This is a genomic window from Pelodictyon clathratiforme (genome assembly GCF_982375515.1).
On sequence record NZ_OZ455102.1, the window covers coordinates 1,505,294 to 1,520,736 of the forward strand.

At 47.0% G+C, this 15,443-nt stretch carries 17 protein-coding genes; 2 read left to right on the plus strand and 15 right to left on the minus strand.

The features are described from left to right. Positions 1 to 18 precede the first annotated feature (18 nt). The gene (locus tag AC56AD_RS07280; RefSeq protein ID WP_223293875.1) at positions 19 to 387 is read right to left on the minus strand and encodes an NAD(P)-dependent oxidoreductase; all 369 of its coding nucleotides are present in this window, start codon (positions 385 to 387) and stop codon (positions 19 to 21) included. A gap of 350 nt (positions 388 to 737) precedes the next feature. On the opposite strand from AC56AD_RS07280, the gene AC56AD_RS07285 reads away from it, so the two are divergent. Both AC56AD_RS07285 and AC56AD_RS07290 read left to right on the plus strand, forming a co-directional pair. Further along, positions 738 to 947: a type II toxin-antitoxin system HicB family antitoxin gene (locus AC56AD_RS07285; RefSeq protein ID WP_012508185.1), complete on the plus strand. Its 210-nt coding sequence runs from the start codon at positions 738 to 740 to the stop codon at positions 945 to 947. Positions 948 to 949: 2 nt separating this feature from the next. After that, positions 950 to 1,147, plus strand: a complete 198-nt coding sequence (locus AC56AD_RS07290; protein ID WP_150085805.1) for a type II toxin-antitoxin system HicA family toxin — start codon at positions 950 to 952, stop codon at positions 1,145 to 1,147. Positions 1,148 to 1,595: 448 nt separating this feature from the next. Here the strand turns inward: AC56AD_RS07290 and AC56AD_RS07295 are convergent, their stop codons facing one another. From AC56AD_RS07295 to AC56AD_RS07360, 14 genes are all read right to left on the minus strand, one after another. Next, positions 1,596 to 1,874, minus strand: coding sequence for a Txe/YoeB family addiction module toxin (locus AC56AD_RS07295; protein ID WP_012508187.1), 279 nt, complete (start codon positions 1,872 to 1,874; stop codon positions 1,596 to 1,598). After that, the gene (locus AC56AD_RS07300) at positions 1,874 to 2,134 is read right to left on the minus strand and encodes a type II toxin-antitoxin system Phd/YefM family antitoxin (protein WP_012508188.1); all 261 of its coding nucleotides are present in this window, start codon (positions 2,132 to 2,134) and stop codon (positions 1,874 to 1,876) included. The genes AC56AD_RS07295 and AC56AD_RS07300 overlap by 1 nt, the downstream gene beginning before the upstream one ends. Positions 2,135 to 2,336: 202 nt before the next feature. Further along, positions 2,337 to 2,522 carry a hypothetical protein gene (locus tag AC56AD_RS07305; protein WP_150085623.1) on the minus strand — a complete coding sequence of 62 codons (186 nt, stop codon included), beginning with the start codon at positions 2,520 to 2,522 and terminating at the stop codon, positions 2,337 to 2,339. 65 nt (positions 2,523 to 2,587) lie between these two features. After that, positions 2,588 to 2,860, minus strand: coding sequence for a DUF2442 domain-containing protein (locus tag AC56AD_RS07310; protein WP_083765314.1), 273 nt, complete (start codon positions 2,858 to 2,860; stop codon positions 2,588 to 2,590). Between the two features lie 13 nt (positions 2,861 to 2,873). After that, positions 2,874 to 3,731 carry a BRO-N domain-containing protein gene (locus AC56AD_RS07315; protein ID WP_012508189.1) on the minus strand — a complete coding sequence of 286 codons (858 nt, stop codon included), beginning with the start codon at positions 3,729 to 3,731 and terminating at the stop codon, positions 2,874 to 2,876. Positions 3,732 to 3,972: 241 nt separating this feature from the next. Continuing rightward, positions 3,973 to 5,472 carry an RNA-binding domain-containing protein gene (locus tag AC56AD_RS07320; protein WP_012508190.1) on the minus strand — a complete coding sequence of 500 codons (1,500 nt, stop codon included), beginning with the start codon at positions 5,470 to 5,472 and terminating at the stop codon, positions 3,973 to 3,975. A gap of 70 nt (positions 5,473 to 5,542) precedes the next feature. Beyond that, a complete protein-coding gene (locus tag AC56AD_RS07325) occupies positions 5,543 to 5,815 on the minus strand; it encodes a DUF2442 domain-containing protein (protein WP_012508191.1) in 273 nt (90 codons plus the stop codon). Between the two features lie 100 nt (positions 5,816 to 5,915). Continuing rightward, a complete protein-coding gene (locus AC56AD_RS07330; RefSeq protein WP_012508192.1) occupies positions 5,916 to 7,004 on the minus strand; it encodes a toll/interleukin-1 receptor domain-containing protein in 1,089 nt (362 codons plus the stop codon). A gap of 157 nt (positions 7,005 to 7,161) precedes the next feature. Then, positions 7,162 to 8,340, minus strand: a complete 1,179-nt coding sequence (locus AC56AD_RS07335) for a restriction endonuclease subunit S (protein ID WP_012508194.1) — start codon at positions 8,338 to 8,340, stop codon at positions 7,162 to 7,164. Further along, positions 8,337 to 8,528 (minus strand): hypothetical protein, encoded by a 192-nt coding sequence (locus AC56AD_RS07340; protein ID WP_012508195.1) that lies wholly within the window; start codon positions 8,526 to 8,528, stop codon positions 8,337 to 8,339. Before AC56AD_RS07340 ends, AC56AD_RS07335 begins: the two co-directional genes overlap by 4 nt. Next, the gene (locus AC56AD_RS07345) at positions 8,525 to 10,186 is read right to left on the minus strand and encodes a type I restriction-modification system subunit M (protein WP_012508196.1); all 1,662 of its coding nucleotides are present in this window, start codon (positions 10,184 to 10,186) and stop codon (positions 8,525 to 8,527) included. Before AC56AD_RS07345 ends, AC56AD_RS07340 begins: the two co-directional genes overlap by 4 nt. Before the next feature lie 3 nt (positions 10,187 to 10,189). Continuing rightward, the gene (locus AC56AD_RS07350; protein WP_498984438.1) at positions 10,190 to 11,617 is read right to left on the minus strand and encodes an RNA/DNA-binding domain-containing protein; all 1,428 of its coding nucleotides are present in this window, start codon (positions 11,615 to 11,617) and stop codon (positions 10,190 to 10,192) included. Further along, positions 11,580 to 14,378 carry a type I restriction endonuclease subunit R gene (locus AC56AD_RS07355; protein WP_012508198.1) on the minus strand — a complete coding sequence of 933 codons (2,799 nt, stop codon included), beginning with the start codon at positions 14,376 to 14,378 and terminating at the stop codon, positions 11,580 to 11,582. The genes AC56AD_RS07350 and AC56AD_RS07355 overlap by 38 nt, the downstream gene beginning before the upstream one ends. A 388-nt stretch (positions 14,379 to 14,766) precedes the next feature. Then, positions 14,767 to 15,321, minus strand: a complete 555-nt coding sequence (locus AC56AD_RS07360; RefSeq protein WP_012508199.1) for a YbhB/YbcL family Raf kinase inhibitor-like protein — start codon at positions 15,319 to 15,321, stop codon at positions 14,767 to 14,769. Positions 15,322 to 15,443: the final 122 nt, after the last annotated feature.

The following is a 15,443-nucleotide window of genomic DNA, read 5'->3' on the forward strand; positions in this document are numbered from 1 at the left end:
CCCTGCTAAAATGCATGATCATATATTGTAGATGACAGGCATCTGCCCCCTCCACCTCTTCCAGGTTTTATCGCTGGTGATCAGATCAGCTATAAAGTGTGCGACATTAATACGACTGGTTGAGCCTGCATTGAAGACAGGGCTTCTGGTCGGTGAAGTATATACATCATAACCTGTAACCTTGTCGTCATTGATCAATGTATCCGGACGCACAACAAACCACTCAATGAACCTGTCGATCTGACCGATGGTAACCCGAAAATACTCTGCAGCATGTTTGTTATCCACTTGCGGAGGCAGCAACAGGCGAACAAGAGCAAAAACTCCTCGTTCGACGATGGTGATTGGCTCATGAAGATCCCGGTTCCTGTTAGCTGTAGTGTTCATGAGAACAAACTTGACCGGTTTCTCCGGTTTGTTTGCGTGAATGCCCTTACATAATAGATGAGTGGCAGCAGCCACAAGTCTTCGGGGAGTGCCTAATGGAATATGCATTATGGTAACCGGTTACATGATTTGCTCTGGCCTTGAAGAAACAACCGCTGGGCCAGTGTAATGGGATTCCCATGCGCTAACTGCCGAAGGTTCAGAACCGTTTTTTGCCTTGTCATTTGGGAATCAGTGTCAAATATTTACCTTGAAAGAAAGAGAGTTTAGCCAAATCAGCTACTGAGGTAATATCATTTATCGTTTCTGAAGAGCCTTCATGAATTTATAAGTAAAGGAGAAAGCTTCCAATGAGAAATTACACGGCAATTGTTGAACGATGTAAGGAGACTGGTCTTTTTGTAGGATTCATCCCAGGATTCCAGGGAGCACACACACAAGGGGAAACCCTGGATGAACTGCATCAAAATCTTCAGGAAGTCATTGAAATGCTGCTTGAGGATGGAGAACCAGTGCTGGAAGCAGAATTTATTGGCACTCAAAATATAGTTGTGGCCTGAACATGGGACATTTACCTGTTCTCAAACCTCGCGAGATTGTTGGATTCCTTGAAGCACTTGGATTTAACGAAATTCGACAACGGGGTACTCATAAGCAGTTTCGCCACGCGGATGGCAGGTATCAAGCCGTCAGCAAGCATTTCACGGATTCGTTCATTCAGTTTTCCCGATACCGACTTTTGGCCAAGCGCAGTAGCTAATTCGGATTTTGATCGAGAGCCGATGAGCAACTCCCTGATGACTCTTTTAAAAATCGACTCTGGCCCTGAAGAAAATGTCGCTGGCTCACGTCCAAGGGTGTTTAAAGGTTTCTTTCCAAACTCCGGCACACTGATAATCATGCGAAAAACGTCACCTTCGATGAGCTGAGGGTCCGCTCCGCCGTACTTTTTTCCGTACATCATCATCTTGCGCAAACCAGAACCCAGTTCGTCTGCACGGTCTATCTCCCTGAAAAATGCACCGATCACCGGGTTTTTAGGATACGGCGCGAAGGTATCGGGATTCAGCACACCAAACCCGTGAGGACGATTGGCGTTCCAGGTGATCACCTGACTGTATTCAATGATAAGCCGGGACGGAACATCGCTGGATCAGAAGCTCCACCTCTCCAGTGTCACCGGAATCTCCAATCGAATCGCGAAAAAATCATCGATCATCATAATGCCCGTAAACAGAAAGCAGGTGAACGGTTACTGTTTTGTCATCTACTGTATATACAAGGCGGTGTTTCCTGGAAATCCTTCGTGACCAGCAACCAGAAAAATTGTATCTGAGTTGTTCCGGTTTACCTGATCCTGTAAAAGGATGGTCAATAAGTTCTTCAAGCATTCTGGCAAGTTTGCGGATCGCAACCATGTCACCAGACTTTTTAAGCTTCTCAATATCTTCATGAGCAACGTCAGTATAGACAAGCGCATAGCCCATTACTCAAGTCCCAGGAAGTTTTTGATATCTGATTTTTTGAGAACCGTTGTTTTACCCTCCTCTACTTGCTGAAGAGAGTGCTGTAAATGTTCAACAACATTGGGATCAGAAAAATATCGGTCAGTATCACTCATTTTCCGGGCAGGAATAATTTCATAGGTTTCGCTCTTTCCGCACTGGATAATGACCCGTTCCTTATTTGCGGTATTGAGGTATTTCCGAAGGTTCCGCCTCAACTCGGTTGTGCTTATTGCTATCATAGTTGTTCCTCTTTAAGTATCACTATAGTGTACAAATCAATCGCAATATAGCTCAATTCCAGATAATCCCAATCATGCCATACCGCATCCGAAACCAGTCATCACTGACAAGAAGGGCACCTTTCCATAGTTGTCGTTGAAGTGATCCAGATCAGCCTCATTCAAGACCATCTTCAGCCTTCACCCTGACCTTCATCCTGAATCAATAATCACGCGGATTGACGCTTTCGCTCAACACGGCGATGACATCAACAATCGAGAAGTACCAGGTTTCAGTAGCCTCATCGAAGTGACGACGAATTGGCGTATTTTCAAAAGCAATGAGCGATTGTTCTTCTGTCATGATCCGCCTCTTTCTTGTACAGTTTAGAATTACATGTCCATCCATAGCCATCTGCTTCATCATGAGCCTGTCCATTCCTGATAAACGATATTCGCCTGCATGGCGTTTTATCAGGATGCTTTCGTCTCCCAGACCGACCTGCCGGTTGCCCTGAAATACAGTGACTCAGGGTCTACATCAAAACCGCATTCCCATGCAAGAGTAGGCCAGGAATCAAGATAAAAATGTGAAAAAGCTTCAGGGTTCCGCAATGGTTCCGCTATTGGACATTTATAGACAAGATCACGCAGATCAACCTCGCCGGTTTCACCAGTATTGAATTTCAGAAATATCTGATAATCCTTGACATACCTTGCTTCTATAATTGAAACACATTTCTTAATGTTTTACACAAGCTCACGCCCCGCCTTCTCGTGCACCAGTAATCTTTTTTGCCGGTTTTGATGGCGCAAAAAAGTTTTCTCCGCTGACAACGCTCTTGCCGGTTTTCTGTTCCAATTCAAGTCGTGCACCTTTGGCAATCTTGCCGCCTTTTTTCCCTGCATCGGCATTCTCTTTCATTCCTGTAGCATCAACACTTTCGGCAATTTGCCGGGTAGAGAGTTCGGCCAGCGCAGTAAAAATCAGCTCAGCTTCACTCATGTGGTCGCGCAGGTTCTGGGTTTTCAGCCCTTTCATATCCTTATGCTTCTTGATGGAAACGCCCGTCCACTCCTGATGGATGATGTTGGTCAAAATGGCATACTCATCCTCTTTGGAAATTTCATGCTCCTTCCAGTAATCAGTGAGTTTATTGCGGGTCTCCTGGCCCATCATCCACTGCTGTATCCATTTTTCACTTCTCCCATGTTGTTGCCAGTACTCACGGGCGCGATCAACGGATAGCGCTGGATCAGCCATATCCTGAATGCGTTCATAGCCAACTTTAGCCAGCCATTGTTTGAACGGCTCAGCCTTGGGTGAGGGAATGGACTGAATAATTCTCAGCAATCCCTCTACATTCGCGCAATCGGTAGCATATTTTTTCCCATCTGAAGATTTCAATTTCAGTTGTCGACAAATTGTCGACAACTCAAGGCCATCTTCAGCCTTTACCCTGACCTTCATCCTGAACCAATAATCACACGGATTGACGCTTTCGCTCAAAACGGCGATGACATCAACAATCGAGAAGTACCAGGTTTCAGTAGCCTCATCGAAGTGGCGACGAATTGGCGTATTTTCAAAAGCAATGAGCGTTTGTTCTTCTGTCACGATCCACCTCCTTCTTATACAGTTTAGAATTCTTGAGCGCTGTTTCGTCACTCGCCTGTTATTGAGGTATCACCAGATGATATTACATCTATTGAAATTGCGTCCGCACTGCGGACGTAATCGGAAATTCACTATAAAACTGCCGAACCGAGTCGTTTCTTCCGTGATCGGGTGCATATACCTGTAAATCAAACGTCCATCTATCCACTTGACCGGCGACTTGTTCGAGCACGTTCCCGTTTCATCTTTTTTCTAGACATTTACGACCTTTCTCAGTCAGACAATATTTTTGCAATCGGCTTGTTGGCTTGTCAGGAATGGTCTGCGCAATCAAGCCATCAGCAAGCATTTCACGGATCCGTTCATTCAGTTTTCCCGATACCGACCTTTGGCCAAGCGCAGCAGCCAATTCGGATTTTGATCGGGCACCGATGAGCAACTCCTTGATGATTCTTTTAAAAATCGACTCTGGCCCCGACTCTGGCCCCGACTCTGGCCCCGACTCTGGCCCCGAGGAAACTGCTGCTGGCTCACGTCCAAGAGTGTTTGAAGGGTTTTCTCCGAATTCCGGCACACTGATGATCATGCGAAAAAGGTCACCTTCGATGAGCTGAGGGTCCGCTCCGCCGTACTTTTTGCCATACATCATCATCTTGCGCATACCGGAACCAAGTTCGTCAGCGCGGTCTATCTCCCTGAAAAATGCACCGATCACCGGGTTTTTAGGATAGGGCGCGAAGTTGTCGGGGTTCAGCACGCCAAACCCGTGAGGACGATTGGCGTTCCAGGTGGTCACCTGACCGTATTCAATAATAAGCCGAGCCGGAACACCGCTGGAATATTCGCGGTGAATAAGGATATTGGATGCAACCTCACGGAAGATGGCATCCCGCAGGCTTCTGCGTTCAATGCCTTCAAGATAAAAAGGGTCTGGCAAATGCTTCTGGACAAAGGCCAGAATGCGGTCATAGCTTTCAATAAGGTTGGTGCGTACCAGATCGCGGTCGTCGTAGCGGTCAACATTGACCTTGCGCAGGATCAGGTCGGTTCGATGCGCAGGACATACTTTCAGGATAAGCAGGTCAGGTGCAAACAGCATAACTCCAGCCAGAGTAACTCCGTTTTCCCTGGTAACTGGATTTTCCTGATAGAGCTGGGCACTCTTGAGTAGTTGCAGATCATCCATATCCGCCCAAGGGTGATTATCCCTGTTTATACGAACATATCGACGGCACTTTTCAATCAATTCCGGGCGAAGATCTTCGACCTGAATCCAGGGGTATACCTTGTTTTCGCTGAAGGTCGCCTGTTTACGCTGGTAGAGATGCGCCACCAGTGTGGTGTGATCGGTAATATCCAGATCGCCATCTTCATTGCGGTCATAAATACGACCATTACAGCGATGCACCTGCGAGCTTTCCGGCACATAGATACGCAGCAGGGATTTCCCGTCCAACTCGACAACATCCACAGAGAGATACGTTGGCGGAGTAAGCTTCAGCGGGTTGTTGATGGCAGTGACAAAGTCCTTTTTGATCTGCGTTACAGCATCCTGCTCAATCCCCTGAACGGTTCCATCATCCTGAATACCGAGTAAAATCGTCCCGCCATGCCGATTGAGAAAGGCGCAAACTGTCTCATAGACATCGCGATTGATCTTATTCCTGCAGGTTTTGAACTCCGTAGATATCCCTTCCCCCTGACGGATCAGTTCATGTATTTGCTGTATGCTGACGTCCATACGTTACCTTTTATCATTCAGTAAGAAAGAGGTTTGATTCCTCAGGCCTTCATCATGTAATGACGTTTTTTTAGGACGCTTTGGTATCCCACGGCGACTTGTCGGTTGCCCTGAAATATAGTGACTTGGGGTCAACATCGAAACCGAAATCCCATGCCAGAGTTGGCCAGGAATCAAGATAAAGATGTGAAAAAGCTTCAGGGTTCCGCAATGGTTCAGCTATTGGATATTTACAAACAAGATTGCGGAGATCAACCTCCCCCGTTTCGCCGGTATTGAATTTCAGGAAAATCTGATAATCCTTGATAGAACTGCACTCGACAATTGAAATACTGTCAATAATTTATCCGCTCATTTTTAAATCTAACGTTCAAATTCAGATGCTCTGATCGGTAACGTTTGTTTAGCCATCACGCCAAGCTCGCAGAATCAAAACGATCAAATTATTCAATATATTCAGTCAGCAAACGCACAGCACGTTCAGCATCGTTCATGACTTGTTGAATGTTAAGTTTATACTTACCATCCAGCAATAATTCTTTCAGTTTTGAAATTACTTCGTCCGATGATGCATTGGCCCCACCCGCAACCAATAGGCATTTCTTAATCGAACTAAAGAGATCGATCAACCAATCAAGTGTCTCATCTGGAGTGGCTCGGTGAAAAGGAATAAGCCAGCACTTCTTAACCTTCCGCTTCTCAACGATAAACAACAAAAACGAAGGATATGCAAGTCTTGTCTTCTCCCTTCCAAAGTAGTCGTGCAAAAGCTTAGAATAGTAATAACCCCGATCTCGTGCGCAACTAAGCGATATGCTAGTCATCATTTCTTGTTGAAAAGGAGGCGCATCACTGCCATATTGCTCGGTATCTCGAATTGCAAATACTTCAAGATTTTGACCTGACGCTTTGTCAAGAGCATCCCACGAATCTTGATCTCTAAGCAAGCGACGTAAACCAATATTTGTTTCGTCATAAACAAGCGCACCGAACAAGGTCACTTGCGGTCTTGCGCACAATTCGACAAGGTACTCAGCCAACTGATCGCCGGATATTGAAGCACTTGGAATCCGCGGAATATTAATTCCAGGAGGAATTATTAGACTCGCAGTCGAACCTCGAATCTTCTTGAGTAGCAATTTGCATACTCCAAGGACACCCTCTTTTCGTAAATCAAGATAGGCTGTAGACCTCGGAAGACCATCAATCCATGAATCATCATCGACCTTGACAGGTAATAGGTACTCTGCTCTCTCGTTGATCATGCGATCAAAAGCAGCGAAGAGTTCGACCTTAGTAAATCCCTTATCTCGGTAGGATTTCGACAGTAATACAAGCACAAATTGGCCACGCTCTCGATAGGTCTGATCAAGATACTCCACGAGGTTCCTGCCCCATATCTCATGCTGAAATTCTTCATCAAGAAAAACTCGCAATCCATTTGCTGAGGCAATATCATGAATAGCGCGAGCAAAATGCCGTTCCTTTCCGGCAAATGAAAGAAGGACATCAAAATCAAATAATGTAGTCATGTAGGTACCTCTATGCGGTAGAGTGAATAAAGATAGTTGACATTGTATAGACCGATCTGCCTAATTCGGAGAAAAAAGACCATTTTGGCTCGTGTATCTGCCAATTTTCCAAATACGTCAGCGCCTTTTAAAGCAATAAAATCAAAAAAAAGCCACATTAGCTCACGTTTCCCTCAACAGGCGAAACCTGCAAAAAATCCAGCTCACCCTTGAATGCTTTTTGGCTGAGAATACCATAGAGTGATTCGAGATTAATAAAAGAGTGAGTGTAGGTGATCTTGATTTTTTCAACTTTTTTGACGATTGTTGAAAAACGGTTTTGAAGTTCAAGAGAAGGTAATGGAATAAGCGTTTCTTTAAGTTTTTCGCCGGTTAAATGAGAAATAGTCGCCTTACAGGTAACATTCTTAAAACCATTGTATAACGAAAAGAACAGCATCACATATTGAAGATATTCAGGTATAGCTTGCGATTTGTGTAATCTTACTCGATGTATGGCTTTCTGAAAATAACATTCTGACAAGTTACTTCTCCATATTGCACATCGCCCTATATCACCACCTTCACAAATCAACAGATCTCCATCCATCAAAGCAAATAGTACGCGCTCTCTTTCATCAAAATCCATTTCCTCCAAATCATCCAGTTTGAAACGAAACCACTGGACATTTGAATTTCCGATATATTTTCTCAGATGATTTCCTGTAATGAACTTTTTGTCACGCATTTTCCCTAACCGGGAATCAGAAATTTCATCCATACGTTTCATCTCCCACCCCATCTCATTCCTGACCGGATCGCCAAACATCTCCAGAAAAACACTTTTGAGCAGTTCGTCAAGCTGTTTTAGTTGCTCGCGGCGGCGGAAGATCAGGTTTTCTACTTTGGAAAGGAGGGTTGCACTACGGATTTGGTCGTCAAGCGGCGGAAGGGGCACGTCAAGCCTTTTCAACGTTGTCTGAGTTATTGCTTGAAATGTCGAACCTGTTCCTAAACTGGCAACATTTTTCTCGTTGCACTTGAGATAATAGTATAGAAAATAATTATTTAGATTTGCGTCTGGTCGGATTGCCGACAACCCCCTCCCTATAATGCATTTCTGGTTACAAATATTTACCGATCCAACGGGGGCACGAACAGACATCAGAATATCGCCAGGATCGGCCTCTTTACGCTTAGCGCTGTTGCACCAAATACGAACTTTTGGGAATTTATCCTGAAAATCTGCTTTCCCTTGAAAAAACGGTAATCCGTCGGCAATTGAATTATATGTTGACGATTCAGGGGATTGGCCTGCAATTATGGTTGTAACCTGTTGAAGTTCAACTGTTTTCATCTTCCCCTCCCCTCAATAACCTTCACGCTGATTGTCGGTTTCTTTTCGGGCAGTTTTCCATATCGCTCATAATCGAATTGCGAACGCAGTGCGTTCGTAATTTTAACATCCTTATAAAAAAGTAAGTTACGCCTAAATCGACCAACTGAAAAACTTATCCCCCAACCTATTGCAAATGCTTGTTTCATCCAATCATCCCCTTGAGCTCAAGTAGCTCGCGTACAATGCCGCTCTGAATGTTGGTAAGTTCAGCCTCATCGATCTCCCCCACTTCTGCCGCAATCAGTTTGTCGAGAATCACCGATGGACTTTCGTACACGACCTCTTCAAAAACATCGGTTTTATAGCGGGAAAGGGATAGGTCATATCCTCCTTCGCCTTCAATTTCAATGCGCGGCACAAAAAAGAACTTTTGGGTTCTGTCGGTGTCGTGCTCAACGCTTCGCCGTTTATAATTCTCCACAATATCAAGCAGATCACCAAAACCCTCCTGCTTGCTTCGTTTGTCGTCGAGGGAGTAGCCGTCCGACTGCATGTCGTAGAACCAGACATGCTCTGTCGCCGGTTTGGTGACCTTGTCGAGCGGCCCCCATACTTTTGTAAAGAGCAGAATGGATGTTGAGACTCCGGCATAGGGTTTGAAGACACCACTCGGCATGGTGATAACGGCTTTCAGGTCGCAGCGGTCAACCAGCAGCTTGCGCAGTGCCTTGAAGGCGCCGCCGGAGCCAAAGAGCACACCCTGAGGCACAATAACGCAGGCGGTTCCTCCTTTTTTCAGCAGCCGGTAGATGTTTTCAACAAACAGCAGCTCTGTTTTGGTGGTGGAGAGGGTAAAGCTTTCGTTGATGTCGCCTTTGTCGATGCTGCCGGTAAAGGGTGGATTGGCCATGATGATATCGTAGCAGGACTCTTCGGTAAAGCTCTTGCTCAGGGTATCCTTGTAGTCAATTTCCGGTTCATCAATACCGTGCATCATCAGGTTCATGAGCGCAAGGCGAACCATGGTGCTGTCGATATCGTAGCCGAAGAGCGTCTTGCCAAGAATTGATTTTGCCTGTTCGGTAAGGCCCACAGAAACAGAGGTGCGGAGAAATCCGTCTTCGTCCGCCACGAGATCCTTGTTTCCGGCGCGAATCGCCAGTTGCGTTACGATGTATTGATAGGCTCCGAGCAGAAATCCGCCTGTGCCACATGCTGGATCGGCAATGGTGTGGCCAAGCTTTGGCTCGACCAGATCGGCCATCATTTTGATAATATGGCGAGGGGTGCGGAACTGTCCGTTTTTTCCGGCGGAGGCAATTTCGGAGAGCAGAAATTCATAGACGTCACCCTGAATATCCTGAAATGCCTGCCCCTTTTCATTCGAGTCTTTCTCCATCACCTCAAAGATTTCGTCAACCGTTTTCACGGCTTCAACGAGAAGCGATGGCTTGGGGATGATGAATACCGCATTTTTCATGTGGTGGCTGAATTGCGATTCGGCACCGTTCATGTCTTTCAGGTAGGGAAAAACTTTGGTCTGCACATGGGTGAGCATCTCTTCGGCCTGCATGTGCTTGAATTCACTCCAGCGGAGGGTGCTTTTGTCTATCGCATAATTGAATGAATTTGATTTGCCACGGTATTCCTGCGGAATCCACACTCCCTTGAATTTTGAGGTGTAGGGTTCGCCCGCCCATTCGGCGCTTGCCTGCTTTTCCTGATCCTGATCGTCCATTCGCTTCATGAAGAGCAAATAGGTGATCTGTTCGATGGCGGTGAGTGGATTGGATATGCCGCCGCTCCAGAACTTGTTCCAGAGTTGGTCTATTTTTGATTTCAGTTCAGGGTTGTGCTGCAGCATCGGTTATTGATCTTTTTGAATATTCTTTACATAGCTTGACCCTATTTCGGTAATCCGGTACTTTTGCAGGCGGCTGCCGGGCTTTTCAGGGAGAGTATAGGCAATAAGCTCCTGTTCGAGCAACTCCTTTATGGCTCGCTTGAATGCCCCTGTTTTGGTCTCAAGACCAAGTATTTCGATAAGCTCCATGGCAGAGCGGGTTGCATCGGTCAATGCCAGCAGAACAGCTACCGACTGGGCCCTTGACTGGGCCCTTGACTGGGCCCCCGAGGTTTTTGCTTCGGCTTTCAGTACCTCTTCTTCCAGCGCAAGAGCTTCCCTGGAAACGGGAAAGGTCGTCCGTATGAAATGAGTGGAGAATGTGTAGGCTTCACGCGGGTAAGCTTTCAGAATCCGGGGCATTCCAGAGCCGAGATATTCCACCATAGCAAGATCCTTGAAGACCCGCATCAGGGTTTTGTTGCGAGGCATGGAGTAACCGGCAAAAAAATCATCCTGCTCCGATCCGGGATGAACGGTACCTGCCGAGGTAATTTCCAGTCGATCAGCAAAAATTTCAAACTTTGGCACCAGTTCGGTACTGTAGTCGTTGTGAATGATGGCGTTGATAACGGCTTCACGAAGGGCAACCTTTCCCCACAGGCTTCGGCTGATACGCTCACGGGGAGTTATTTTATTGATAACTCGGTTCTCGACTCCCTCCAGACGATCGAGTATCTGCTTGCAGGTTTTAACCAGGCAACAGAAGCCGTAATCCTTGCTTTCAAGCAGATCAACCCTGTCAGTGCCTGCGTATTTTGCCACCTGCACCGAATTGCCGTTCTGGTCTGCCAACAGGTAACCGGCATAATTGTAAACTCCATCCTCGGTGAGCAGTTCGAGATTCGCGGCGAATTTGTCGCCAAGTGTAAGTCCTGCCTCCTGATAGTAGATTTTAAGCTGTTCAAAGGTGAGATCCTGCCGCAAAGAACGGATACGGGCGATCGAATTACGCGTACGCCGGGCAAACAACTCTTCAATCATGTGCTGCGTCATGGGCTCACTGGCGCTGCCAATGCGAATGAAACATCCTTTTTCCGACATGCCGAACCTGCGCAGGTAATAGGGCTTTTCGGTACCACTGGCAACGATGAGTTTAATAATATCTTTGCCTTCACGGGTTTCGTGAATGACATCGAACAAACCAAGGCATGAGGGCTGAATATTATTTTTGAGGCGATCCTTGATGACAAGCTGCAGAGCGTCGCACTCCGAAACGCCGTAGATCGCTCCATGCTTGTCAATACCGATATAGATAATGCCACCATCATGATAGTTCAGAAATGCGATGACCTCTTTCTCCAGTCCGTCAGTCAGCTCGCGCTTGTATTCGATGCGATTATTTTCTGTCATGTTATGCTGCAAGTTGCCGGGCCAATGCCAGAATTTCATTGATTTCAGCCGGACTGAAGACTCCGCGAATGCCTTTCGGGTGGATGACCGTGAAGGGGGCGTTGATCAGGTCTCTTTTTTCAACTTTTTCACGTTCCGCAAGAACGTTTTTGAGGAGGTTTAAAAAGTCGAGTTGGCGAGTGGAAAAGTTGGAATGCTGTTTGATAAACTGATTGAACGCATCGGCAACCGTTTCAGGGAAGCTCTTGAGAATTTCGAGGCCGAGAATATGGCGGATAAACTGGATGAAATGGGCCTTGCGGTTTTGATAGACGGCACGCAACAGCTCCTCGGTAATGTGCGGATGCTCTTCGTGGAGCAGCTCCGCAAGTTCAGTGGCCTCTTCAGGGGAAATCTCTTTACCCTCCTTGATTTTGGAAAGAATCGGATTCTGTTTTGTCAGTTCGGTAATGAGCGATTCAACCATTTCGCGGTAGCGGGTAATGCTGACGGCCTCATTTCGGGGGCCGAATTCAACCATCTCTTTATGGTGCAGAAGATCCTGCAAGTTCAGGTGAACTTGACCGATTGCGCCGCTATCAGGCTCGCGAAACTTCATCAACTGGGAGAGCTTTTCAATCAGCTCGTCGAAGCTCTCTTCCGTAGCCTGGTTCCAGAAGTGTTTCGTTTGAGCGGCCCGTATCAATTCCTCTTCTTGTTTCACAAAGCCGACGCTCAGGGGAAGCTGGCTGATCTGCTCGGCAATACCGTCGTTGAGCGTGCCGTAGCGCTCTTTCTGGTCGCGAAGTTTTGCCAGTGAACTCTCCAGAACGTCCCGCTCAAAACGCATGGCTTTAAAATCGGCATCCGAGACGGTTCTGAAGAGTGGTTTGATCTCGCTTCTCAGATTTTCCAGCTTTTGGGGTGTGAGAGATATCCAGAAGTTCTCCTCTTCCAGAGGGTGAAGAAGCGATGCGGCCTCTTTGATCACCACTGAGGTATGCGGAAGCCCGGCAATCTGTTTACGCAGTTTTACCACTTCCCGTTCTGCAATGGCCGTGTTACCAATTGAGAGGGCATATTCAATTTTGTCGAGCCGCAGCCCGAACAGTTTCACCGGAAGCGGGAGTTGCTGTGTCAGCTCTTTGCCTTTGGGCTGAAGCTTGAAATATTCGAAGTTGTCCCAGCAGTCAAGAATCAGGAAAAGCTCTTTTTTGGTGCACCATGGCTTGATTTTTGCGGGTTCAAGGAGCCGCGTGCCTCGGCCAATCATCTGCCAGAATTTTGTGTAGGAGTAGACCGGCTTGACAAAGACGAGATTGACGAGTTCCCGGATGTCTATACCGGTATCGAGCATGTCAACACTGATGGCGATGCGGGGCATATCGCTGTTCGTAAACTGATCGAGCAAACCTCCCTTGCCGTAGACGCGGGGGTCATCGGAAACCAGAACCTTGGCAAGTTCGCCTTTGTATTCCGGGTAGAGCCTGTCGAATATCTCTTCAATTCTGCGTGCATGGGCTATGGTGGCGCAGAAGAATATGGTTTTTCCGGGAAGAACGCCGTTCTGGTCTTTGATGCACTCTTCCATGAACTCTTTGACAATCAGGCTGTTCGTCCCCCGATTGATCACCTGCTTTTCAAGCTGCGTCCCTTCAAAATTGATCTCTTCGATATCCTTGCCTTCGAGAATCAGTTTTTTCTGATCTTCAAGGGAGATTGTCCGCTTGCTGATGCCCTCCATCTGGAATTTCGTCTGGATTTTCATCACCTGGAAATTGCACAGATATGGCGGAATATTGTTCACTGCCTCTTCATAGGTATAGGCAAAGGTTGGAAGGCCATTCTCGCAGTGAAAGAGGTTGAAGGTGTTGTGGTCAAGAATATCTGTGGGGGTTGCCGTCAGCCCCAGGGTGATTGTTTTGAAGTAATCGAGGATCTCCCCCCAGGTGTTGTAGATGGAGCGATGGCTCTCGTCTACGACAATGAAGTCAAAGAAAGAGGGTGAAAGGTATGATGATTCATCCCTGATGAGGTTGAGCATCGTTGGGTAGGTCGCAATGTAGATACGGCGATCTTTTGCAAAAACCTTTTCACCGCTGTTGGGCCAGCGAGGTTCGTGGGGCAAATGCTCCTTGAAGGCGGAGAGCGCCTGCTCACGCAAGGCAATGCGATCGACCAGAAAAAGAATTTTTTCAGCATGTCCGCCACGCATTAGGGCATCAACCATGGCGATTGCGGTGCGGGTTTTCCCTGTGCCGGTGGCCATAACGAGCAGGAAGTCCCGCTTTTTCTGTTCAATGGCTTCGAGGACGGATCGAATGGCGCGAATCTGATAATCCCGTCCGGCAATGGCTGTATTGATCAGTTCTTCGGTGAGAGGCTTGCGGCTTCTGCGGATATAGCTGAACCGCTCAAGGTCATCACGGGTTGGAAAGCCGATTACCTTTCGTGGAGGGTAGTTGTCGATATCCCAGAAAAAGGTCTCAAGGCCATTGGTATAAAAACAGAATGGAAGCTCGACGCCCAACTGTTTCCAGATATTGCAGCAATACTGTTTTGCCTGTTCACGGCCAATGGCTGCATCCCTACTTGTTTTTTTTGCTTCAACGACGGCAAGAGGTTTGCCATCCTTACCCAGCAAAACATAGTCGCTGAACTGATGGCCTTCATAAGGAGTGCGGGGTTCCTGCACCCCTTCGGGCAAACCGACAAGAATATCGAACTCTGCTACAACCTGGAGAGGATCGTTCACGTTCCAGCTCGCCTGCAGTAACATCCTGTCAATCAATTCGATGCGGGTTTGCTGCTCGTTTTTCATGGCATGTTGACAGGTTGCATCACATTAACAATCCGGAGAGACGTTCAATATACACCATGCTTTCGGAAGTACACAGGAATAGTGATTCCTTTTATAACGATTTACCGGTTGCAAAGAGATTTCGTTAACGACGGAAATAGATGCCATAACAGCTTGGATGTCAAATCGCTGGAGTGGTTGGTCATTATTCTTGTTTTCCGAGGGTTCTGCAGCCATCTGCGGATTCGGTTGTCGAGAGAGCCTGACAATGCAACCGGACATACAAGCGTATTGATTTTAATCATTTCAGCGTTCTCCTTGAGAGGACTAACAATGAAAATATCCTGCCAGCAGAGATCCTCTCCTTTGTTTTCAGAAAAGGATCTCTGCTGGCAGGTTTATTGAGTGATCAGCGACCATATTTGGCTGTAAAGCTCGCTTTTGCAAGGGTATTGGCATGAATCATGAAGCCGATCAATGCTGCGGAGGCTTCGGCAGGAGCATCAATTTTTTCAATTTTCAAGGCATAGACGGTAAAAATGTAACGATGGGGCTTATCGCCTTTTGGTGGACATGCACCGCCGAATGTATGGGTACCAAAATCTGTACGACCTTGAAGAGTTCCTGGAGGCAGAAGCGTCCCTGTTGCATCCCCGGCACCATAAGCCAATTCGGTCACACTTGCCGGGATATTGTAGACAACCCAATGCCACCAGCCTGAGCCTGTAGGAGCATCAGGATCATACACGGTAACGGCATAGCTTTTTGTTCCATTCGGCCCTGCTGTCCATTTCAGCGCTGGTGATTGATTTTTCCCCGTACAGCCAAAGCCATCAAATACTTGTTCCTCGGTGAGGGTGGCTCCGGATTGAATCGTTGGGCTTGTGAGCCTAAAGTTACCGGCAAGTGCTACCGTCGAGGTACAACAAAGAGCGACAACGACTAAAAACAATTTTCTGAACATGGCAATTCTCCTTTTTTACACGATGTTGACTGGTTGTATCATATGAACGATACGAAAAGGATAAAGATACATCATGTTTCCGGAAGAACACAACAGCGGTTACGCCTGTTACACGCCGCACG